The 21,903-nt window shown below is 67.5% G+C and carries 23 protein-coding genes; 5 read left to right on the top strand and 18 right to left on the bottom strand.

The genetic code is table 11. The features are described 5' to 3' along the window. Nucleotides 1-54 precede the first annotated feature (54 nt). The 13 genes from AC5P8D_RS06905 to AC5P8D_RS06845 all read right to left on the bottom strand — a co-directional run bounded on the left by AC5P8D_RS06905 (nt 55) and on the right by AC5P8D_RS06845 (nt 11,179). Entirely contained in the window at nt 55-408 is a 354-nt protein-coding gene (locus tag AC5P8D_RS06905; protein WP_005412452.1) for a PilZ domain-containing protein, read from the bottom strand. Then, nucleotides 405-1,361 (bottom strand): DNA polymerase III subunit delta', encoded by a 957-nt coding sequence (locus AC5P8D_RS06900; protein ID WP_134958057.1) that lies wholly within the window; start codon nt 1,359-1,361, stop codon nt 405-407. Before AC5P8D_RS06900 ends, AC5P8D_RS06905 begins: the two co-directional genes overlap by 4 nt. Beyond that, nucleotides 1,358-2,023 (bottom strand): dTMP kinase, encoded by a 666-nt coding sequence (tmk, locus tag AC5P8D_RS06895; protein WP_495203191.1) that lies wholly within the window; start codon nt 2,021-2,023, stop codon nt 1,358-1,360. The genes AC5P8D_RS06900 and tmk overlap by 4 nt, the downstream gene beginning before the upstream one ends. Continuing rightward, nucleotides 2,020-3,081, bottom strand: a complete 1,062-nt coding sequence (gene mltG / locus AC5P8D_RS06890) for an endolytic transglycosylase MltG (protein ID WP_100447854.1) — start codon at nt 3,079-3,081, stop codon at nt 2,020-2,022. The genes tmk and mltG overlap by 4 nt, the downstream gene beginning before the upstream one ends. 164 nt (nt 3,082-3,245) lie before the next feature. Continuing rightward, nucleotides 3,246-4,610 (bottom strand): aminodeoxychorismate synthase component I, encoded by a 1,365-nt coding sequence (locus AC5P8D_RS06885; RefSeq protein WP_495203190.1) that lies wholly within the window; start codon nt 4,608-4,610, stop codon nt 3,246-3,248. 92 nt (nt 4,611-4,702) lie between these two features. Then, the gene (gene fabF, locus AC5P8D_RS06880) at nt 4,703-5,965 is read right to left on the bottom strand and encodes a beta-ketoacyl-ACP synthase II (protein ID WP_019338749.1); all 1,263 of its coding nucleotides are present in this window, start codon (nt 5,963-5,965) and stop codon (nt 4,703-4,705) included. A 143-nt stretch (nt 5,966-6,108) separates the two neighbouring features. Beyond that, nucleotides 6,109-6,348, bottom strand: coding sequence for an acyl carrier protein (gene acpP / locus AC5P8D_RS06875; RefSeq protein ID WP_005415509.1), 240 nt, complete (start codon nt 6,346-6,348; stop codon nt 6,109-6,111). 152 nt (nt 6,349-6,500) lie between these two features. After that, a complete protein-coding gene (fabG, locus tag AC5P8D_RS06870; protein WP_005408312.1) occupies nt 6,501-7,244 on the bottom strand; it encodes a 3-oxoacyl-ACP reductase FabG in 744 nt (247 codons plus the stop codon). 81 nt (nt 7,245-7,325) lie between these two features. Then, a complete protein-coding gene (gene fabD / locus AC5P8D_RS06865; RefSeq protein ID WP_010483822.1) occupies nt 7,326-8,270 on the bottom strand; it encodes an ACP S-malonyltransferase in 945 nt (314 codons plus the stop codon). Nucleotides 8,271-8,438: 168 nt separating this feature from the next. Next, nucleotides 8,439-9,221: a BUD32 family EKC/KEOPS complex subunit gene (locus tag AC5P8D_RS06860; protein ID WP_010483824.1), complete on the bottom strand. Its 783-nt coding sequence runs from the start codon at nt 9,219-9,221 to the stop codon at nt 8,439-8,441. Between the two features lie 77 nt (nt 9,222-9,298). Further along, nucleotides 9,299-10,276, bottom strand: a complete 978-nt coding sequence (locus AC5P8D_RS06855; protein ID WP_248854390.1) for a beta-ketoacyl-ACP synthase III — start codon at nt 10,274-10,276, stop codon at nt 9,299-9,301. Nucleotides 10,277-10,367: 91 nt separating this feature from the next. Continuing rightward, entirely contained in the window at nt 10,368-10,562 is a 195-nt protein-coding gene (rpmF, locus tag AC5P8D_RS06850; protein WP_005408308.1) for a 50S ribosomal protein L32, read from the bottom strand. Nucleotides 10,563-10,669: 107 nt separating this feature from the next. Then, nucleotides 10,670-11,179: a YceD family protein gene (locus AC5P8D_RS06845; protein WP_010483828.1), complete on the bottom strand. Its 510-nt coding sequence runs from the start codon at nt 11,177-11,179 to the stop codon at nt 10,670-10,672. Between the two features lie 113 nt (nt 11,180-11,292). Here AC5P8D_RS06845 and AC5P8D_RS06840 point away from each other — a divergent pair, with 113 nt between their 5' ends. Beyond that, the gene (locus tag AC5P8D_RS06840) at nt 11,293-11,862 is read left to right on the top strand and encodes a Maf family protein (RefSeq protein WP_495203189.1); all 570 of its coding nucleotides are present in this window, start codon (nt 11,293-11,295) and stop codon (nt 11,860-11,862) included. A 113-nt stretch (nt 11,863-11,975) separates the two neighbouring features. Here AC5P8D_RS06840 and AC5P8D_RS06835 read toward each other — a convergent pair whose 3' ends face one another. After that, nucleotides 11,976-13,811, bottom strand: coding sequence for a glycosyltransferase family 39 protein (locus AC5P8D_RS06835; RefSeq protein ID WP_495203188.1), 1,836 nt, complete (start codon nt 13,809-13,811; stop codon nt 11,976-11,978). A gap of 42 nt (nt 13,812-13,853) precedes the next feature. On the opposite strand from AC5P8D_RS06835, the gene AC5P8D_RS06830 reads away from it, so the two are divergent. From AC5P8D_RS06830 to AC5P8D_RS06815, 4 genes are read left to right on the top strand one after another with little or no spacing between them, the layout of a single operon-like run. After that, nucleotides 13,854-14,807: an AAA family ATPase gene (locus AC5P8D_RS06830; protein ID WP_043398214.1), complete on the top strand. Its 954-nt coding sequence runs from the start codon at nt 13,854-13,856 to the stop codon at nt 14,805-14,807. Between the two features lie 23 nt (nt 14,808-14,830). Continuing rightward, nucleotides 14,831-15,754 (top strand): DUF58 domain-containing protein, encoded by a 924-nt coding sequence (locus AC5P8D_RS06825; RefSeq protein WP_032952475.1) that lies wholly within the window; start codon nt 14,831-14,833, stop codon nt 15,752-15,754. After that, nucleotides 15,747-17,696 (top strand): transglutaminase TgpA family protein, encoded by a 1,950-nt coding sequence (locus tag AC5P8D_RS06820; protein WP_312392000.1) that lies wholly within the window; start codon nt 15,747-15,749, stop codon nt 17,694-17,696. The genes AC5P8D_RS06825 and AC5P8D_RS06820 overlap by 8 nt, the downstream gene beginning before the upstream one ends. Further along, nucleotides 17,693-18,220, top strand: a complete 528-nt coding sequence (locus AC5P8D_RS06815) for a Slp family lipoprotein (RefSeq protein ID WP_032127773.1) — start codon at nt 17,693-17,695, stop codon at nt 18,218-18,220. The genes AC5P8D_RS06820 and AC5P8D_RS06815 overlap by 4 nt, the downstream gene beginning before the upstream one ends. A gap of 80 nt (nt 18,221-18,300) precedes the next feature. On the opposite strand, the gene AC5P8D_RS06810 is transcribed toward AC5P8D_RS06815, so the two are convergent. The 4 genes from AC5P8D_RS06810 to dnaX all read right to left on the bottom strand — a co-directional run bounded on the left by AC5P8D_RS06810 (nt 18,301) and on the right by dnaX (nt 21,796). After that, complete coding sequence (locus AC5P8D_RS06810; RefSeq protein WP_014646179.1) at nt 18,301-18,660, bottom strand: histidine triad nucleotide-binding protein; 360 nt, start codon at nt 18,658-18,660, stop codon at nt 18,301-18,303. Nucleotides 18,661-18,726: 66 nt separating this feature from the next. Then, nucleotides 18,727-19,326 (bottom strand): recombination mediator RecR, encoded by a 600-nt coding sequence (gene recR / locus AC5P8D_RS06805; RefSeq protein WP_032127775.1) that lies wholly within the window; start codon nt 19,324-19,326, stop codon nt 18,727-18,729. A gap of 82 nt (nt 19,327-19,408) precedes the next feature. After that, on the bottom strand, nt 19,409-19,729 hold the full coding sequence (locus AC5P8D_RS06800) for a YbaB/EbfC family nucleoid-associated protein (protein ID WP_010483846.1): 321 nt from the start codon (nt 19,727-19,729) through the stop codon (nt 19,409-19,411). A gap of 6 nt (nt 19,730-19,735) precedes the next feature. Next, nucleotides 19,736-21,796 (bottom strand): DNA polymerase III subunit gamma/tau, encoded by a 2,061-nt coding sequence (dnaX, locus tag AC5P8D_RS06795; RefSeq protein ID WP_495203187.1) that lies wholly within the window; start codon nt 21,794-21,796, stop codon nt 19,736-19,738. Nucleotides 21,797-21,903: the final 107 nt, after the last annotated feature.

The following is a 21,903-nucleotide window of genomic DNA, read 5'->3' as shown; positions in this document are numbered from 1 at the left end:
GCGGGGTACGCGTGTTTCGGTGGTTCCGCCGAGCATGGCCCGGCGCTACCGGAATCACATCGTATGGGTCGGCTTGTCCGAGCCGGTAAGTCCGGCCAGCAGGGTCTCGATCTTGTGGCGCACGCCCTCGCCTTCGGCACCGTCGGCCAGCTGCACGCCGATACCGGCGGTGCGGTTGCCCTGCGCGCCGGCCGGGGTCACCCAGATCACCTTGCCGGCCACCGGCAGGCGCTCGCTGGAATCGGGCAGGGTCAGCAACAGGAACACCTCGTCGCCCAGGAAGTAGCGCTTGGGGGTGGGCACGAAGATGCCGCCATTCTTCACGAACGGCATGTACGCGCTGTACAGCGCGGCTTTGTCCTTCACGGCCAGGGACAGGATGCCCTGGCGGGCGTTGCTGGCACTCATCGATTTCCCCTTGCGGCAGGCCGCTCGTTCACCTTGTTCCAGGCCAGCAGCAACTCGACCACCGCAAGGTCTGCGCGCACCGTGGTGCGCAGCAGGTCGCGGGTGCGGTTGGCCGCATCGAACCAGGCTGCAAGCTTGTGCAATCGCTCCGGCGTGGTCAAGGCATCGGTGCTGGCCTGGGCCAGCGCCAGGTCGGCGGCAAAGCGCAGGCGCAGCGCTGCGTTGTCGTCGCCGCACCACTTCTGCGCCAGCTCCACCGCACCGGTCTTGCCGGCGGCCAGCTGTTCCAGCTCGCGGCCAACCTCGCGGCGCAGGCTCAGGCCATCTTCGCGCAGCCAGTTGTCGGCCTGGCCGGGATGGCCGCGTGCAGCCTCCAGCGCTTCGCGCGCCGACGCCTCGCTGTGTCCCTGCTGCTGCAGCCAGGCCAGTGCTTCATGCTGCGGCGGCAGCTTGAATTCCAGGCGCTGGCAACGGCTGCGGATGGTCTGCGGCAGGCGTGCCGGGTCGCTGCTGATCAGCCACAGGTAGCGGCCGGGCTGCGGCTCTTCCAGGGTCTTCAGCAGCGCGTTGGCCGCCGAGCGGTTGATCGCATCGGCCGGGTCGACGATCACCACCTGCGCCACGCCGTACTGCGGGGTCAGCGCCAGCGTGTCGGTGATCTCGCGCACCTGCTCGATGACGATCTCGGTGCGCAGCTTGTCGCCGCTCTTGTTCGGGATGAAGCTGACCAGCTGCAGGTCCGGATGGGTACCGGCGGCGATCAGCTGGCGCGTGCGCGTGGCATGCGCGGCATCACCGCGCGCCAGCACGTGATCGGCCAATGCCAGCGCCACCTCGCGCTTGCCCAGCCCGGCCGGCCCGCAGATCAGCAGGCCATGGCCCAGCCGGTCGGCATCCAACGCGGCCACGGTCTGGTCGAACGCGCGCTGCTGCCAGGGCGAGAACGTGCTCATGCGCCCTCCCCGTCCTGCAGCCAGCGCTCGACACGCGCGACCACGTCGGCCGCCACGCGTTCCTGCACCTGGCCAGCGTCGACCAGCGCGAAGCGCTGCGGATCCTGCTGTGCGCGGCTGCGGAACACTTCGCGCACGCGCTGGAAGAAATCGTCCTGCTCGCTCTCGATGCGGTCCGGCCACAGGTCGCGGCCATTGGCGCGTGCGCGGCCCACCGCCACGTCCACGTCCAGCAGCAGGGTCAGGCCCGGCAGCAGGCCCACCGCGCGTCGTTCCAGATCGGCAATCCACTGCGGATCGAGGCCACGGCCACCGCCCTGGTAGGCATAGCTGGAATCGGTGAAGCGATCGCTCAGCACATAGGCGCCGCGCTGCAGCGCCGGCTGGATCACCTGGCGCACATGCTGCGCGCGTGCGGCGAACACCAGCAGCAGCTCGGCTTCGGCGCTGAGCGGTTCGGCGGCGATCTCGGCATCGGGCTTCAGCACCAGGCCGCGGATGCGCTCGGCCAGCGGCGTGCCGCCCGGCTCGCGGGTCAGCACCACCTCGTGGCCGTGGCTGCGCAGGCAGTCACGGATGGCGTTGATGGCGGTGGTCTTGCCTGCGCCCTCGCCGCCTTCCAGGCTGACGAAACGCGGGTGGCGAAGCAGCGCGGGACTCATTGCGCCGAGGTCTCCTTGGTACGTTGCTGGCGCAGCTGCTGCAGGTAGCGGGCCACTGCGGCGTTGTGCTGGTCCAGGCTGGGCGAGAACACGTGCGCGCCGCTGCCATCGCCCACGGCGACGAAATACAGCGCGTCGCCCGCTGCGGGTTGCGCGGCGGCCATCAGTGCATCGCGGCTGGGCATGGCGATCGGGGTCGGGGTCAGGCCCGCACGTGTATAGGTGTTGTAGGGCGTATCGGTGGTCAGGTCGCGGCGGCGGATGTTGCCGTCATACGCGGCACCGATGCCGTAGATCACGGTCGGGTCGGTCTGCAGGCGCATGCCGATCTTCAGGCGACGCATGAACACGCCGGCAATCTGCGGGCGCTCGCTGGCCAACGCGGTTTCCTTCTCGATGATCGAGGCCATCGTCAGCAGTTCGTAGGGCGTGTTGATCGGCAGGTCCGGCGCGCGGCTTTCCCAGGCTTCATCCAGCGCCTTTTCCATCGCGGCGTGGGCGCGCTTGAGCACGTCCAGATCACTGTCGCCGCGCTGGTAGACGTAGGTCTCCGGCAGGAAGCGGCCTTCCGGATGCTGGCCACCGAAGCCGAGGCGCTGCATCAGCGCGGCGTCATCAAGATTGTCGGTGGTGTGCAGCAGCGGCTCGGCGCGCTTGAGCGCGGCACGCAGCTGGCGGATGTTCCAGCCTTCGATGATGGTGACACGGTGCTGCAGCACCTTGCCGGCACGCATGCGCAACAGCAGCTCGCGCGGGGTCAGGTCGCCACTGAGCGCGTACTCGCCCACCTTCAGCTTGCCGGCGGCATCGAGCTGGCGCGCCAGCAACTGCCACTGGGTGTCCTGGCCCTCGTCCACGCCGGCATCGCGCAGCTTGCGCAGCACGCTGTTCATGCCATCGCCGCTGGCGATGACCATGCTCTCGGCAGTCGGGGTGATCGGGGCATCGGCGAACCGGGTCTGCTGGTAGAAGAACCACGCGCCCGCGCCAGCCACGACAGCGGCCAGCACCACCACCAGCGTTACCACGAACAGACACCCGCGCTTGGCTCCCGCCATGGACTACCTCTGAACTCGATTCCGTCGTGCAGGATACCGTGCTGGTGGTGTGGGGTCATGACCGGGGTGGCACCCAACCCCGCTTCGCTCGCCGGGCATGGCCCGGCGCTACCGGGAGGGTGATGCGTCGGTAGCGCCGGGCCATGCCCGGCGGGGGCGGTCAATCAGCCCTGCTGGCCCAGCGCGCGCAGCAGGCCGCGGGCCTTGGCGCGGGTCTCGTCCAGTTCCTTGTCCGGGTCCGAATCCACCACGATGCCGGCGCCGGTGCGGAAGCTCACCTCGTGGCCATCCACTTCGGCGGTGCGGATCAGGATGTTCAGGTCCAGGTCGCCATCGCGGTTCAGCCAGCCGAAGGCACCGGTATAGGCACCGCGCGGCACCTGCTCCAGTTCGCTGATGATCTGCATGCAGCGCACCTTGGGGCAGCCGGTGATGGTGCCGCCCGGGAACGTGGCGGCGATCACCTCGCCGGGCGTGACCTCCGGGCGCAGATGGCCACTGACGTTGCTGACGATGTGGTGCACATGGGCGTAGCTCTCCACGGTCATCAGCTCGTCGACCACCACGGTGCCGGGCAGGCAGATGCGGCCCAGGTCGTTGCGTTCCAGGTCGATCAGCATCACGTGCTCGGCACGCTCCTTGGGGTGGCCGACCAGCTCCTGGATGCGCGCGGCATCATCGTCGCCCTCGAAGCGCGGACGCGTGCCAGCAATCGGACGGGTCTGCGCATGGCCGGCATGCACCGACACCAGCCGCTCCGGCGAGGAACTGACCACGTGCCGGCCATGCGCGCTGAACAGGCCGGCGAACGGTGCGGGGTTGGCACGGCGCAGCTGCGCGTACAGCGCCTGCGGGCTGACCGGCGCGGCGAACTGCGCGCTCCAGCGCCGCGACAGGTTCACCTGGAACACATCGCCGGCACGCAGGTAGTCGATCACCCGGCGCACGCCATCGGTGAAGCGCTGTGGCGCATCCTCGCCGACCGACTGCGGCGGTTGCCAGCCTTGCCCGGCTTCGGGCATCGCGGCCGAAGCCAGTGCCACCAGCGCGTCCAGCAGCGCCTGCTCGCCGGCTTCGGCGATGACGAAGCTGGCATCGTTGTGATGGTCGTGCAGCACCGCGGCCGGGCAGCGCAGCGCCAGCGCGGTCGGGCGGCCGTCCGCGCGCGCGCGCGCCGGCAGCACCGGTTCGATCTGGCTGGCCACTTCGTAGTCCAGCATCAGCGCCCAGCCGCCACGGAACGGCAGGCTGTGGCTGCCGTCGTGCGGCAGACGTTCGTGCTGCCAGGCGCGATCCAGCGCCTGCAGGAACGTGCCGGGCTGCACGGCACCCTGCAGGTCGCGCACCTGGCCATCGGCGTCCAGCCGCAGGCCCTCGCCCTGCGTGGCCAGCAGCAGGCTCCAGCGGCCCTGGGCGGTGCCCGAGGCAGTGGATTCCATCAGCAGCGGGAAGCGCGCCGGGTCATGCTGCTGCAGGGCCAGCAGATCGATCGGATGCGGCAACGGGTGAATCAGCGGTGCGTGGGTCATGGCAGCCAGTTCGGGGTATCAGATGCACGGAAGCCGCCTTGCGGCGGCTCCATGGAACGCGGAGTCGAGCATGGCTCGACGCTACAACCCGGTCAGACGCGCTTGAAGACCAGCGTGCCGTTGGTGCCGCCGAAGCCAAAACCATTCGACATCACCACGTCCACCTTGGCCTGGCGTGCTTCGTTGGGCACGTAGTCCAGGTCGCAGCCTTCGCCCGGCTGCTGCAGGTTGATGGTCGGCGGAATGACGTTGTCCTGCAGCGCCATCACCGAGAAGATCGCTTCCACGCCGCCGGCAGCGCCCAGCAGATGGCCGGTCATCGACTTGGTGGAGCTGACCATCATCTTGTAGGCGTGGTCGCCGAAGGCGGTCTTCATCGCCATGGTCTCGCCCAGGTCGCCCAGTGGCGTGGAGGTGCCGTGCGCGTTGAGGTAGCCGACCTGCTCCGGGGTCACGCCGGCGTCCTTCATGGCCATGGCCATGCAGCGGGCGGCACCTTCGCCGTTCTCGCTCGGTGCGGTCATGTGGTACGCATCGGAGCTGGCGCCGAAACCGGCCAGCTCGCAGTAGATCTTCGCGCCACGCGCCCTGGCGTGCTCGTACTCTTCCAGGATCAGGATGCCGGCGCCGTCGCCCAGCACGAAGCCGTCACGGTCCTTGTCCCACGGGCGCGAGGCCTGTTCGGGGGCATCGTTGCGGGTGCTCATGGCCTTCATCGCGCAGAAGCCGCCCAGCGCGGTCGGCGACGAGCCACGCTCGGCACCACCGACCACCATCACGTCGGCATCGCCGTACTGGATCATGCGCATCGCGGTGCCGATCGAGTGGTTCGAGGTCGCGCACGCCGACACCGCCGAGAACGACGGGCCCTTCAGGCCGGTGATGATGCTCAGCTGGCCCGGCAGCATGTTGATGATGGTCTTGGGCACGTAGAAGGGCGAGATCTTCTTGCCCTCGTGGAACTCGATGGTCTGCTCTTCGATGCCGAGCAGGCCGCCGATGCCGGCGCCGACGATGGCGCCGATGCGTTCGGCATTGGCGTCGGTGATCTCCAGGCCCGAGTCGTGCAGGGCCATGAACGAGGCACCGAGGCCGTAATGGATGAACGGGTCCATCTTCTTGGCATCCTTGCCGCTGACCCGGAATTTGCCGAACAGTTCATTGTCGGCGGTGATGTCGAATCCCTTGACCTCACCTGCAATCTTGGTGGTGAACCGATCCAGATAGGCATCAGAAACGTTGGTCAGCGGACCGATGCCCGAACGACCATGGGTGATGCCTTCCCAGCTGCTGGCCAGATCATTGCCCAACGGCGAGACGATACCCAGGCCGGTTACGACGACGCGACGCTTCATTGCTGATTCTCCTGGCCCGGATGGTTTCAACGGGCAACTCGGTTTGCTTCGGTGTGATGCTCAAACACACGGGGCCGCAACAGCGGCCCCATGGGGTGCGGTGCGCGGCGAGCGTGAACCCGCGCGCGCACTGCCGTCTGACATCAGGCCTTGACGTGGGCCTTGATGTAGTCGATGGCGGCCTGCACGGTGCTGATCTTCTCGGCTTCTTCGTCCGGGATCTCGCACTCGAATTCTTCTTCCAGGGCCATCACCAGCTCGACGGTGTCCAGCGAGTCAGCGCCCAGGTCATCGACGAACGATGCGCTGTTGGTGACTTCTTCTTCCTTGACGCCAAGCTGTTCGACGACGATTTTCTTGACGCGTTCTTCGATGGTGCTCATGGGATCTCGCTCCAGATGGAGTTGTGGTTCAAAAGTGGTCGCCATCAAAGGCGATGGCCGTGGGATAGTGTAGTGGAAACCGGCGCGGCCTTGCATCGCAGCAAAAACCTCAGCAGATCAATCACTTGCGGCGCAATCCCTGCGCCCCTTGCTTACGGCATGTACATGCCACCGTTCACATGGAGGGTTTCGCCGGTGATGTAACCGGCAGCCGGGCTGGCCAGGAAGGCCACCGCATGGGCGATGTCTTCCGGCGAACCCAGGCGTTCGAGGGCGATGTCGTTGATCAGCGCGGTACGCGCTTCTTCCGGCAACGCCTTGGTCATGTCGGTGTCGATGAAGCCAGGTGCGACAACATTGACGGTGACACCGCGCGAACCGATTTCCTTGGCCAGCGACTTGCTGAAGCCGATGATGCCGGCCTTGGCGGCAGCGTAGTTGGCCTGGCCGGCGTTGCCGGTCACGCCCACCACCGATGCGATGTTGATGATGCGGCCCTTGCGCGCCTTCATCATGCCGCGCATGACGGCCTTGCTGGTGCGGAACACGCTGGTCAGGTTGGTGTCGATGATCGACGCCCAGTCCTCGTCCTTCATGCGCATCAGCAGGTTGTCGCGGGTGATGCCGGCATTGTTGACCAGGATCGAGATCGGGCCGAATTCCTTGGCGATGCCGTCCAGCACGCTGTCCAGTGCAGCCGCGTCGGTGACATTCAGCGCGCGGCCATGACCACCGTGGGCGGCCAGGCGCTCACCGATCGCGGCAGCGCCGGATTCGGTGGTGGCGGTGCCGATGACGGTGGCGCCTTGGGCGGCCAGCAGATCGGCGATGGCGGCACCAATGCCACGGCTGGCGCCGGTGACCAGTGCGATTTCACCCTGCAGGGGCTTGCTCATGATGTTTTCCTCAGGCTGGGGCGGCCGCCGCACCCGTGCCGCGTGCAGCGGCCACTGGTACGGTCGGCAGGAACAGGGGGATCAGGCCGACCATGCCTCGCGGGCAGCTTCGAAGTCGCCCGGCGTGGCCAGCGAACGGCCGTCGATGGCCTTGTCGATGCGCTTGACCAGGCCGGTCAGCACCTTGCCCGGGCCGCACTCGGCGATCTGGGTGACGCCACGGCCAGCCAGCGCCTGCACGCAGCCGGTCCACTGCACCGGCTGGTACAGCTGCTGGACCAGCGCGGTACGGATCGCGTCGATGCCGTCATGCACCTTGGCGTCGACGTTCTGCACCACCGGCAGCTGCGGCGCCTGCCAGGCCAGGCCGGCCATCACTTCGGCCAGGCGGTTGGCGGCTTCGCGCATCAGCGGGGTGTGCGAGGGCACGCTCACGGCCAGCTTGACCGCCTTGCGCACGCCCTTCTCGGCCAGCAGCGCCAGCGCGCGGTCGACCGCATCGGCGTCGCCACCAATCACGATCTGGCCCGGCGAATTGAAGTTGGCCGGCACCACCACCTGGCTGCCTGCCGCTTCAGCGCAGACGTCCAGCACCAGCTGGTCTTCGGCGCCGAGCACGGCGGCCATGGCGCCGACACCGGCCGGCGCGGCTTCCTGCATCAGCTGGCCGCGCAGGCGCACCAGGTGCGCACCGTCATGCAGGCTCAGCGCGCCAGCGGCAACCAGGGCGGTGTACTCGCCCAGACTGTGACCGGCCAGCACCGACGGGCGCGGACCGCCCACGGCGTTCCAGGCGCGCCACACGCCGATGCTTGCAGCCAGCAGGGCCGGCTGGGTGTATTCGGTGCGGTTGAGCATTTCCTCCGGGCCGCCCTGGGACAGCGCCCACAGGTCGACGCCGGCACCATCGGATGCCTCGGTGAAGGCGTCACGCACCTGCGGGTGCAGTTCGGCCAGCTCGGCCACCATGCCCACAGACTGCGAGCCCTGGCCGGGGAAGACAAAAGCGAGGGTGGATAGGGTCACGCGGTCATCCGCTTGTTGCAATCGAAGCGGGCCATGATAAGGGGGAACATGCCGTGTCGTCTGTACGTGCGCGTATGCACGCGTATGGTGAATGGCTGTCGCAACACGCTGGAGATCCGGGGCCGGATGCCTCTCCATGGAAAAAAGGGATCCGGCCCCAGCCGCTGATCAGCAGAACAGCTGCAGGACGTCCAGGTCGCCGTCGGCGAGGAAATCCACGCACAGGCCCACCAGCATCAGCACGCCAGCGGTGCTGGCGCCATGGGCGATGAAAATGGAGTGGGCCAGCGCGCGCGCTGAGCGGCCCAGCTTCATGCAGACCCGGGCCAGGCTGCGCAGGCGGCCGCTGACCGCGTGCACGTGCTCGCGCACCGGCGCCTGGGCATCGCCCATCGCCTCGGCCATCATCGCCTGCAGGTGCTCGGGGCGGTCGGCGTAGTACTTGGCCACGCCATAGCCGAACATCAGCCAGTCGCGGGCCTGCGCTTCGGACAGATCCATCACTTCCAGCGGATCTTCCTCGAAGTCGATGAAACCGACGTTCTCGCCATCCCAGGTGAGATTGCGCGGCAACGGCTGGCCGAAATAGGCGCCGCGCGCATGCGCTGCGGCAATGGCCAGCATCGCCGCCATCACCAGTCGGTCGCGACCTGCGTCGTCGGCTTCGCGCAGGCAGGTATTGAACGAACTGCCGTTGTCGCCGATCACCAGCGCGGCATGGCCGGTGCCCAGCACGTCGGGCACGTTCACACCCTGCGCCTGCAGTTCTGCAAGGCGACGGGCTTCGGTTTCGCGTGCGGCGTCGCCGCCACGGTGCGGCGGCGGGCGCAGGGCGTCCAGATGAAAACGACGGGCAACAAAATTGAGCAGGCCAAGGGCCAGCGCCCGGCTTCCCTTGCCGTACTGCTTCAGCCAGGCACGTTGCCCTTCGATGACGATGGGCTCAACCATGACAGGTCCTCCTTAAACGCGTTACGGCCCCAGAGGGGCCGCAACGACAAAGCTTCACGTTGTCGTAACTTGCACTATCAATAGCGCAGCAGAGCCGAACCCCACGTGAAGCCGCCGCCGAAGGCTTCCAGCAGCAGCAGCTGGCCACGTTCGACCCTGCCCGAACGCACGGCGGCGTCCAGCGCCAGCGGCACCGAGCCGGACGAGGTATTGCCGTGCTTGTCGACGGTCACCACGACCTGGTCCATCGACATGTCCAGGCGCTTGGCGGTGGCTTCGATGATGCGCAGGTTGGCCTGGTGCGGAATCAGCCAATCCAGGTCGGACTTGTCCAGGCCGTTGGCGGCCAGGGTCTCGTCCACGACCGAGTCCAGCGCCTTGACGGCGTACTTGAACACGTCGTTGCCCTTCATGTTGATGGTGCCGCCGCCATTGGCGCCGTCCTTGAAGCCGGTCGAGACACCGACCGGGTTCCACAACAGCTCCTTCTTGCTGCCATCGGCATGCAGGTGGGTACTGAGGATGCCGGTCTCTTCATCGGCCTTGAGCACGACGGCGCCAGCGCCATCGCCGAACAGCACGCAGGTGGTGCGATCGTTCCAGTCAACCATGCGGGTCAGCGTTTCGGTGCCGATCACCAGCACATGCCTGCAGTCACCGGAACGGATGAATTTGTCGGCCACGCCCAGCGCGAACACGAAGCCCGAGCAGGCTGCGTTGACGTCAAAGGCAGGGCACCCCGCAACACCGAGCTTGGCCTGGATCAGGCACGCGGTGGACGGGAAAATGAGATCAGGGGTGGTCGTGCCGACCACGATCATGTCGAGCTGCGAGGCATCGATGCCTGCGGCTTCAAGCGCGCGCAGGGCGGCGTTGTAGCCGAGGTCGCTGGTGGTTTCGCCTTCGGCCGCGATGTGCCGTTCACGAATTCCGGTGCGCGACTGGATCCACTCATCCGAGGTTTCGACCATTTTTTCCAGGTCGGCGTTGGTCAGGACTTTTTCCGGCAAATAGCTACCGGTGCCCGCGATCCTCGAGTAGATCCGCTTGCTCATCATGTTTCCTGTTGCGCGGGCCGCCGATCACCGGCACACCCGGGGAAGAAGGCAAAGGCCGCTGCCCGGAGGCAGCGGCCTTCCCGGCACATCAATCTTCTTCGACGGCCGAGGTCTTGGTCTGGATGACCTTCTTGCCGCGGTAGAAACCATCGGCAGTGATGTGGTGACGCAGGTGCACTTCGCCGGTGGTCGGGTCGGTCGACAGCTGCTTGGCGCTCAGGGCGTCATGCGAACGGCGCTGGCCGCGGCGGGACGGGGTAACACGGGATTTCTGGACAGCCATGGGATTGCTCCAAACTCGGTTCGTTTTGCTTCGTCGTTTCGTCGCACAGGACGCCAGCGCCCAGCACACTTTTCGCTTTCGCCGCAGCCGCCGACGACAACCGGCTGCTATTGTTTCTTCAATGCCGCCAACGCCGCAAACGGGTTGGCCTTCTTCGTTTCTTCTTCGCTCGGCGCCCAGTCCTTGTCGACTGCTTCACCGTCGGGCGACAGCGGTACCACCGGCACCGCCAGCACCAGTTCGTCCTCGACCAGATCCAGCGGCTTCAGCTGGCCATCTTCCGGCACCAGCAACGCCTCGTATTCCTCCGGCAGGGACGATTCCTCGTCCTCGTCGCGGATCAGGCCAAGCCTCTGGGTCACCTTCACCGGCAACAGGAATCGCTGCATGCTGCGCTGACAGGTCAGCGGCAGCGCGGTGTCGATGGTCAATTCCACATAGGATACCCGCAAGACGTCGTCGCGACCGAATTCAAGCGAGTAATTGCACTCACCGTCGGTATCTGCGACCAACCCCTGCAGGCGGGTCAATTCAGCCAGAGACACCTGACCGTCGAAGCGCCTTCGCGCTACAACCATCCGCCAAGCATCCAGCGTTTCGGGCACGTTCGCGGACATAAGCCGCTGAATACTAAGGATCCGGGCGGCGACTGTCAAATGCCCGCCATACAGGACTTGCTGCTGGCGCTGCGGACACGCCAGACTGCCATGCCCTGCCCCGGTATTCTCGCATGTCACTGGTCCTGGCCTCCACCTCCCGCTACCGTCGCGAGCTGCTGGAACGGCTGGGCCTGCCCTTCGACTGCGCACGTCCGGACGTGGATGAGACTCCCATGAACGGGGAGGCTCCGCTGGCCCTGGCCACCCGCCTGGCCGCCGCCAAAGCGGCCGAGGTTGCGTCCCGCCACCCCGGCGCGTGGGTGATCGGTTCGGACCAGGTCGCGGACCTGAACGGCCAGCCACTGGGCAAACCGGGTACGGTCGAGGCCGCCTGTGCGCAGCTGGCAGCGATGTCGGGGCAGACCGTCCGCTTCCACACCGCCGTCTGTCTCAGCCGTGACGGAGAATCATTCACGGCCGTCGATCTGACCGAAGTCTGCTTCCGCGCACTGGAGCCAGACGAAATCGCCCGCTACGTGGCCACCGAGCAACCGCTGGACTGCGCCGGCAGCTTCAAATGCGAGGGCCTGGGCATCAGCCTGTTCGACGCCATCGACAACCGCGACCCGACCGCGCTGGTCGGCCTGCCGCTGATCGCGGTATGCGGATTGCTGCGCAGGGCCGGTTTCGCGGTGCCCTGAACTGTAGAGCCGAGCCCATGCTCGGTTGCTTTTTTCGAGGCTGCCTGCATCTGAAGCAGAAGCAGAAGCAGAAGCAGCCGAGCATCGGCTCGGCTCTACAGGACCAGAGGACCTCAACGAACCTCGAACGGCTGCTCCTGCCACGCCTCCACACTGCCATCGCGGCCATGCAGGCGCAGCCCGAGCCAGTGCTTGCCCGGAGCCAGCGTGGCGGTATCCAGCGACGCATCAAAGCCCACCGCCGGATGCTGCGGATCGGTACTGTCCGGCCAGGTGTGGCGCACGTCGAACACACGCCCATAGCGGGCGTCACCGATCGAGCGACCATCGACCAGCACTTCGACGCGCGCCAGGCCGACACCATCCTTGAACGCCCAGCCCTTGATTGCGAGCGTGCCGGACACCTTCTCGCCATTGGACGGCGCATCCAGCCACGCCATCGCCGGCGTCACGCACGGCCCTTCTGCGCGCTGCACCGGCAGCCGGAACAGCAGGAAGCGCTGGAACCCGTGATCACTGCTGACCACGCGTGGCGCAGGCATCGGCCCCACCTGATTGCAGATGGCGTGATAGCGCGCCAGCAGTTCGCGATAGCGCTGATCGCTGGGTGACAGCACCAGCAGCATCGGCACCGTGCGCTCGCCCTCATGCAGCAGGCCCCACTGCGCCAGCTGCGCGGTGCGGCCATGCTTGTCATTGAGCGGATGCGGCAGTACCTCGATGTTGCCATTGCCCAGCTGGAAACCCAGCTCGGCGCCAACCTTGAAGTTGCCGGCCAGCACGCGCGTTCCTTCCGGCATCTGCCGCAGCTCTTCATGGACCGCAACTGCCAGTGGCTGCCAGCCGGCGAAATTGCGCGGATAGTACTTGCTGCCGGCCATCTGCTCGCGCAGTGCCGGCGTGGATGCCATCAGGTAGTAGCCGAAGGCCAGCACCATGCCCGCGCCGGCCAGCCACCAGCCGGTGCGGCGCAGCCAGCGCGGCCAGCCGTTGAGCACCACCGGCACCGCCACCAGCAATGCGAGGTAGCCCGGCAGCGGCCAGTGGAAGCTGATCCGCTCGACGTCAGTGAAGAAGCCGAGCACGAAAATGCCCAGCGTGGATACGCCGCCCACCAGGCCGAAATAGCGCCACTGCACGCGCGCACCGCCGCCGCTCCGGGTTCCTGCCAGCGCCACCTTCCACATCGCCATGCACAGGATCGGCGTGACCAGCATCGGCTGGATCACCAGGAACCACAGCCCGCCCCATTCAAACGCCCAGGGATGACGCTCGATCACCTGGAATTTCAGGCCGGCATCGTGGTTGTCCGCATTCCACGCCAGCAGTGGCAGCCATGCCAGCACGCCCACCGCCAATGCCACCCACACGCGCGGATCGGCCAGCATGCGACGTCCCTGCGGCAATGCCAGCAACGCGATGAAACCGACGCCGATGACACCGATGAAACGGTAGTGGCTGAGTGCACCGATCAGCAGGCCCAGCGCCAGCTTCATCGCCGAGGAGGCATCCACGTTGTGCAGCAGGCGCGCACCGGCGTGCAGGCAGATCACTGCCGCCAACGCCATCGGCACGTCCGGTACCGCCAGCAGGCCCAGCGTCGCCGACAACGGCATCAACAGCGTGAGGCTGCCCGCCTGCCAACCGGCCACATTGCCGAACCAGCGCGTGGCCGTGCGCACCACCAGCAGCGGCAGCAGCGCACCGATGGCCAGGAACGGCAGGCGCAGCGCGAGCACGTGATGGCCGCCGATCTCCACGCCCAGGCGGGCCAGCCAGGCGGTCAGCCCGGGCAGATCCGAATAGGCCGCGGCCAGATGCTGGCCTTCCTGCCAATAGAACGCTTCGTCGACGAACAGCGGCAGGCGCGCGGCAACGATCAGCTTGGCCGCTGTGACCAGCGTCCATAACCAGAGAAATATCGTCCGTGCGCGCTGTTCGCCTTGCATTGCTCTATGGATAATCGAGTGGATTCCAGATCTGAGACGATCATGCCAGCTTCGTCCCCCAATCCCAGCATGCTAACCGATCAATTGCGTCAGGCCCTGCGGGAGGCACAGGATCAGGTGAACGCACTGGTACTGGGCAAGGTGCCGGAAGTCAGGCTGGCGTTCGTCGCATTGCTGTCCGGCGGCCACCTGCTGATCGAAGATCTGCCCGGCCTGGGCAAGACCACGCTGGCGCATGCGCTGGCCAGCAGCCTCGGCCTCAGCTTCCAGCGCGTGCAGTTCACCTCCGACCTGTTGCCGGCCGATGTGCTGGGCGTGTCGGTGTATGAAGCCGGCAGCCGCCAGTTCCAGTTCCACCCAGGCCCGGTGTTCACCCACGTACTGCTGGCCGACGAGATCAACCGTGCACCACCGCGCACGCAGAGCGCGTTGCTGGAAGCGATGGCCGAACAACAGGTCACCCTGGACGGACAGACGCATCCACTGCCCGACCCGTTCTTCGTGATCGCCACGCAGAACCCGGTGGACCTGTCCGGCACCTTCCCGCTGCCGGATTCGCAGCTGGATCGTTTCCTGCTGCGGCTGGCGATGGGCTACCCCAGTGCCCAGGCCGAACGCGAACTGCTGCGTGGCAGCGACCGCCGCGACCTGATCGCGCGCGCCGTACCGAAACTGGATGACACCCAGGTGCGCGCGCTGCGCGACGCGGTGAACCAGGTGCATGCCAGCGACGCGCTGATCGACTATGTGCAGGCCCTGCTGACCCGCAGCCGCCAGCACGCCGGCGTGCGCGTCGGCCTGTCACCACGCGCCGGCCTGGCATTGCTGCGTGCGGCCAGGGCACATGCCCTGCTGCTGGGTCGCGGGCATGTCGTGCCCGAGGACGTGCAGACGCTGTTCGTCGCAGTGGCTGGTCACCGGCTGGTGGCGGAAGCCGAATCCAGTTCGGGACCGGCACTGGCGCGCGCGATCCTGCAGACCGTCGCGGTGGATTGAGCGTGGCCACACGCTGGGCACGCATGCAGCTGCTGGCACGGCCACGCAGGCCCGAAGCCTTGCCGAAGCGGCTGGACCGCCATCGCATCTATGTGCTGCCCACCCGCTTCGGCCTGTTCGTTGCCACCCTGCTGGTGGCCATGCTGCTGGGCGCACTGAACTACAACAACAATCCGGCGCTGCTGCTGGCCCTGCTGCTTGCGGCAGCGGCCATCGCCAGTGCCATTGCCGCGCATCTCCAGTTGTCCGGCGTGCAGATCGATGCGATCTCGGCCGAGCCGGTACCGGCCGGGCAACCGTTGCGCCTGCGCGTAGACCTCTCACTGCGTGATCCGCGTGCGCGGCACGGCCTTCATCTGCAGCTGGGTGACAGCAACGCCTGGACCTCGCTGCCTGCGCACGGCCGTGGCGAAGTGGAACTGGACGTTCCCAGCGAACGCCGGGGCTGGCTGGAACTGCCGCGTATCCGCCTGTCCACCACCCAGCCGCTGGGCCTGGTGCGGGCATGGTCGTGGGTGTGGCCGGAACAGCCGCTGCTGGTTTACCCGCTGGCCGAGGCCGTGGCGCCTGCACTGCCGGAGAGCGGCAGCGATCCGCTGCATACCCGTGCCCATGCCAGCGGCGAGGAGCTGCATCAGCTGCGCCCCTACCGGGCGGGCGATGCGCCGCGCAGCATTTCCTGGAAGCACTCGGCGCGCCGCGACAGCCTGCTGGTGCGAGAGTACGAAAAGCCGGTCGGCATCGAAGTGATCCTCGACTGGCGCTCATTGGCGCCGCTGGGCCATGAAGCACGCATCGCTCGATTGGCGCGCTGGGTGGATGTGGCCGAACGCGAGGGCCGCCGCTACACCCTGCTGCTGCCTGCGCACCCGCCGTTCGGGCCCGGCCAGGGCGCCAGCCATCATCACCTGTGCCTGCGCGCGCTGGCGCTGATGCCGCATGACTGAGACCCCGGCCCTGCTCGACCGCAATGCCCGCAACTGGACCCTGGCCAGCGCGGCGCTGGCACTGTTGCCGTTGCTGCTGCAGCTGCCACCACTGCTGGCGGGCGTGATCGCGCTGGCAGCGATCATCACTGCCGCCCTGTCGTGGCGGACAGTGTTGCCGATGCCGGTACGCCTGCTGCTGGTGCTGGGCATGCTCGGCGCCATCGTCTGGCAGATGGGCGTGGTGCGCCCAGGACGCGATACCGGTTGCGCGCTGCTGGCCGCGATGCTGGCGATCAAGTCCAGCGAGCTGCGCAGCCTGCGTGATGCCCGCAGCCTGCTCGGCTTCGCGCTGTTCTCGCCCTTTGCAGCATTCCTGCTCGACCAGGGGCCGCTGACAACAGCGCTGGCCGCGCTGGCCGGGGGCAGCGCACTGATCGCACTGCAACGCCTGGCGCAGGATGAAGGCCATGCTGGCCGCCTGCCATTGCGTGGGCAGCTGCGTGGTGTCGGCCGCCTGCTGGCGATCGGCCTGCCGCTGGCACTGGCCTGCTTCTGGCTGTTCCCCCGACTGGCCACGCCACTGTGGGGTATTCCCGAACGCGCCGTGGGTACACCGGGGCTGTCCGACAGCATGGAACCCGGCCAGTGGCTGGACCTGATGGCCGACGACACCCCGGCGCTGCGCGTGCAGTTCTTCGGCGCTCCGCCCGAGCCCGCGCAGCGCTACTGGCGTGGCCCTGTACTGACCGCCTTCGATGGACGGCGCTGGACACGCGACCGTGCCAGCGCGCGGCGACCTGCTGCAGCGGTTGCAGCGGGTACACAGGGCTGGGACTACCAGATCGACTACGAGCCCACCGACCGCCGCCAGCTGGTGGCGCTGGACCTGCCCAGCCGCGCACCTGCGGGCAGCAGGCTGGATGCGGACATGAGCCTGAGCAGCGAACGCCCGCTGGCCTCGCTCAGCCGCTGGCGGTTGCATTCGGCCCCGCCACTGCGCTTCGACAGCACGCTGTCGCCCTATCTGCGCCGCGCGACGTTGCAGCTGCCGGCCGGCTTCAACCCGCGCACTGCCACGTTGGCGCAGCAATGGCGGCAGGACGCTGGCAGCGATGACGAGGCCATCGTGCGCCGCGCGCTGCAGTGGATCACCACCGATTTCTCGTACACGCTGGATACCCCTGCGGCAGGGCGCGACCCGATCGACGAGTTCCTGTTCGGCTACAAGGCCGGCTTCTGTGAACACTTCAGCTCGGCCTTCGTGGTGCTGATGCGCAACGCCGGCGTCCCGGCACGGGTGGTGACCGGTTTCGCTGGTGGCACCCGCAACCGCATCGGCGACTACTGGGTGGTGCGGCGGATGGATGCCCACGCCTGGGCCGAGGTGTGGCTGCCGCAGCGCGGCTGGGTCCGGGTTGACCCGACCGCAGCCGTGGCACCGGAACGCATCCTGGACACCCTGGATGACCGCCTGCAGGCCGGCACGGACACACCACTGCAGCAGCGTTGGCTGCAGCTGGGCCAGATGGGCGACTGGCTGCGCCGCGGCTGGAACGATCTGGTGCTGTCCTTCGATGCGCGCCGCCAGCAGCAGCTGCTCAAGCCGTTCGGGCTGGACGATCTGGGCCCCGGGCAGCTGGTCGCTGGCTTCGTGGTGGCCGCACTGCTGGCGCTGGCGTGGATGGCCTGGCTGCTGGCCCGTGGCGAGCGCGAACGCGACCCGCTGCTGCGCGCCTGGCACCGGCTCGGACGGCGCTACGCCCGCCTCGGCCTGGCCCGCGAACCGCACGAAACCGCACAGGACTGGGCACAGCGGGTACACCGGCAGCGCCCCGACCCGGTCCTGCTCGCACTCAGCCAGCGTTTCGCCGACGCGCGCTACGCTGGAACTTGCACCGACCTCGCTTCATTATTGCGGGACCTGCGCAGGCATCGCCCGACTTCCGGAGCCTCCCCATGAACACCAAGTTCCTTCTCACCGCTGTGGCCACGCTGGCCCTGTCGGCCTGCGCCACGGCCCCCAAGCCGCTGCAGGGACAGTTCAGCCTGGTCTCCCCTCGCGACTCGGTCGCTACCCAGCAGGTCGGCACGCCGGTCCGTTGGGGCGGTCGCATCATCGAAACCAAGCCCGGCCAGGGCGAGACCTGCTTCCAGATCATCTCGCGCCCGCTCAATGGCAGTGGCCGCCCGAACACCACCTCGTCCGACGCCAGCGACGGCCGCTTCATTGCCTGCCGTGCCGGCTTCTACGACCCGGCGGTGTTCGAAGCCGGTCGTGACGTGACCTTCATCGGCAAGATCGACGGCTACCAGAACACCCGCATCGGCGAGTACGACTACCGCCTGCCGAAGCTGTCGGCCGATGTGATCTACCTGTGGCCGGAACAGCGCCAGGTCGACGTGGTGCCCTACCCCTATGGCCCGTGGGGCCCGAGCCCGTATGGCCCATACTGGGGCGGCTATGGTCGCTGGGGCTGGTGGTGATCATCACCGCACAGGCATGACGGAAAAGGCCGCCCTCGGGCGGCCTTTTTTCATCCACGCGCGGCGTGGATACCGGGCGCTCAACGTCCCGGGGTACCGAAGTGCCCCAGCGGCGCACCGGCCAGCAGATGCATGTGGATATGGAACACGGTCTGCCCAGCATCCTCGCGGCAGTTCATCACGATGCGGTAGCCGTCCTGTGCGAAGCCTTCGCGGCGCGCGTACTCGGCGGCAGCCAGCGCCAGCTTCCCGATCAGGTGCGCCTGCGACGGCTGCAGGTCATCCAGGGTCGGAATGATCTCGTTCTTCGGAATGAACAGCACGTGCACCGGCGCCTGCGGTGCGATGTCCTTGAAGCCCAGCACCTCGTCATCCTCGTAGACGATGGTGGCCGGGATCTCGCGACGGATGATCTTGCTGAAGAGGGTTTCGTTGCTCATGGTCGGCCTCGGCGGGGATGTCTCCCGCATTGTAGGCCGCTCACGCCCGGCCATGCCGGCCGTTGCTCAATCGCGGAATTCGCTGCGCGTCCCGAACGCGTGCGACAGCGTGCCACGATCGACGTATTCCAGTTCGCCGCCCAGCGGCAGGCCCTGCGCCAGGCGGCTGGGCTGCACCTTGCGTGCGCGCGCCAGCTGCGCGAGGTAATGCGCGGTGGCCTCGCCCTCGACAGTGGCGCTGGTGGCGATGATCAGCTCCTGCACCTCGCCTTCGGCCAGCCGTCGCTCCAGCTGCTCCAGGCCCAGCTCGCGCGGGCCGATGCCATCAAGCGGCGATAGGCGGCCCTGCAGCACGAAGTAGACACCGCGGAAGCCGGTGGCGTTTTCGATGGCCAGGCGGTCGGCCGGCGATTCGACCACACACAGTTGGCTGCGCTCGCGGCTGCTGTTGGCACAGGTCGGGCACAGCTCGGTTTCGCTGAAATCGCGGCACTGCGCGCAGTGGCCGATGCGTTCCACCGCCAGCGCCAGGGTTTCGGCCAGGCGCTGGCCACCTTCGCGCTCGCGTTCGAGCAGGTGGTAGGCCATGCGCTGCGCCGTCTTCTGGCCGACGCCAGGCAGCACCCGCAACGCGTCGATCAATTGTTCAAGCAGGGGTGCGGACACGGCGACAGGCTTTCATTGCGTCGAGCAGGCTCGACGGCTACAGGGTCCGTGGCACCCGGTTACACGGGTGCCACGCTGAAAATCAGAACGGCAGCTTCATGCCCGGCGGCAGCTGCATGCCAGCGGTGGCCGACCCCATCTTCGACTTCGACTCGGCATCGATCTTGTTCGAGGCATCGTTGAAGGCGGCGGCGATCAGGTCTTCCAGCATCTCCGGGTCGCTGGCCAGCGACGGGTCGATGCGCACCTTGCGGCATTCCTTGGCACCGGTCAGGGTCACGCTGACCATGCCGCCACCGGCGCTGCCGGTCACTTCGATCCTGGCGATTTCTTCCTGGGCCTTCTGCAGGTTTTCCTGCATCTTCTGGGCCTGCTGCATCAGTTGGGCGATGTTGCCGCGCATAGTGTCTTACTCGTCAAAAGAACGGATGGAATCGGAAACAACCCGGGCGCCGTGCTGCTGGATCAGCACCTGCACTTCCGGATCGTCCATGAAAACAGCCTCTGCCACCTGCTGCCGCTCGCCACGCTGGCGATCGGCACGCTGGTGCAGGGTCTCGGCCGGAACGTGTTCGGTTTCCACGGTCTCGACCACGATCTTCGGCGCCTGGCCGAGGGCCTTCTCCAGTATCTCGCCCAGGGCGGCCAGCGCGCGCTCCGAGCGCAGGTATTCAAATCCGGGCGAAAGGCCCAGTTTCAAGGTCCCGTGCTGGCAACTGATGAAGGCAGCGTTGGCCGCCAGCTGCCGCGACGGGCCGCTCAGGCCGCTGTTGGCAACCAGATCCAGCCAGTCCTCGGCGCTGGCCAGGTCGCTGACACCTTCCAGCGGCGCGGTCCCCTGCACTGGCGCGGGCTCGGCCGGCGCGATGGCAATGCCTTCAGTGCGGAACGGGCGCTCGGACGGCGCAGGCTCGCCGGGAGCCGCGACGGGAGCTGGCGGTTCATGCCAGGGCGCCACCATGGCGGCGTCCGGCCCAGCCATCTCGGCCGCCAGCGCCTCGTCACGCGCCTCTGCTTCGTCGGTGGCCCACGGCGGCAGGTCGTCGCCCGCTTCTGCTTCAACGGATGGCGGCGCCGCTGCTTCGGCCTTCACCGGCGGCGGCGACACCGGCTCCTCCACCGGAACCGGCTCGGGCTCCGGCGTCGGCTCAGGGTCGGGTTGCGGGACCGGGACCGGCTCCGGTTCGGGTTCAGGTTCGCGCGGCGCGGCCTGCACCGGAGCGGCAACCTGCGCTGCCACGGTCGGGCTTGCCGAAGCGGCGGCAGTCGCCGGCGCCGCTTCGTGGGTACCCGCACCGCTGCCGCCCCCGGCAGCATTGCCGCCCGGCGCATTGCCTGCACCGTCCACCGACTTCGGCACTGGCGGTACTGCCCCAGCCGGACGGAACGCCAGCATGCGCAGCACGGCCATTTCAAAGCCCGCGCGCGGACTCGGCGCCAACGGCAGATCGCGGCGGCCATTCAAGGCCATCTGGTACCAGAGCTGCACCACTTCCGGGCGCAGGCGTTCGGCGAACACCGTCGCGTCCAGGCCTTCAGCGGCCGCTGAGGCACCCGGTACCAGCTGCTGCACCTGGATGCGATGCAGGCCTTCGGCCAATGCTTCCAGCACGCCACTCCAGTCGGGCGAGAATTCGGCCAGCGCGGCCACCACCTGCAGCAGGCGCGGGCCATCACCCTCGGCCAGCGCATCGAGCATCGCTGCCACCTGGGTGCGGTCGACCGTGCCCAGCATGGTGCGCACCACGTCCTCGCGCAGCGCGCCGCCGGCGTAGGCGATCGCTTGGTCCAGCAGCGACAGGCCGTCACGCAGGCTGCCATCAGCGGCCTTGGCCAGCTGCACGATGGCGCTGCCGTCAGCCTCGATCTCTTCTGCCGCCAGGATGCGGGTCATCTGGCCCTGGATCTGGTCCTCGTCCAGGCGCTTGAGATTGAACTGCAGGCAGCGGCTGAGCACGGTGACCGGCAGCTTCTGCGGGTCGGTGGTGGCCAGCAGGAACTTCACGTGCTCCGGCGGTTCTTCCAGCGTCTTCAGCAGCGCGTTGAACGCCGCCTTGGACAGCATGTGCACTTCGTCGATCAGGTAGACCTTGTACTTGCCACGCGAGGGCATGTACTGCGCATTCTCGATCACCTCACGCACGTCATCCACACCGGTGTTGGACGCGGCGTCGATTTCCAGCAGGTCGATGTAGCGGCCGGCGTCAATGTCCAGGCAGGCCGCACACTGGCCACACGGATCAGCGCTGGTGCCCTGCTCGCAGTTCAGCGACTTGGCGAAGATGCGCGCGATGGTGGTCTTGCCCACGCCGCGGGTGCCGGTGAACAGGAACGCGTGGTGGACCCGGCCGCTGTCCAGCGCGTTGCTGAGCGCACGGACCACGTGTTCCTGGCCCACCAGCTCGGCAAAACGCTTCGGACGCCACTTGCGGGCAAGGACGAGGTAGGACATCAGGCCACCGTTTTCCATCGGATGTTCCATTGTGCCATGCCTGTCCAGCCCCCTCGCCTCCGGCACGTCCTTCGCAGGCTCCTGGCTGGGGTGCTTGTGAAGTGCCGCGCAGCCCGCTAGAATCT

Source organism: Stenotrophomonas sp. YJH_SMC_101-4 (assembly GCF_059370395.1).
This window is presented reverse-complemented; position numbering and strand designations above follow the sequence as displayed.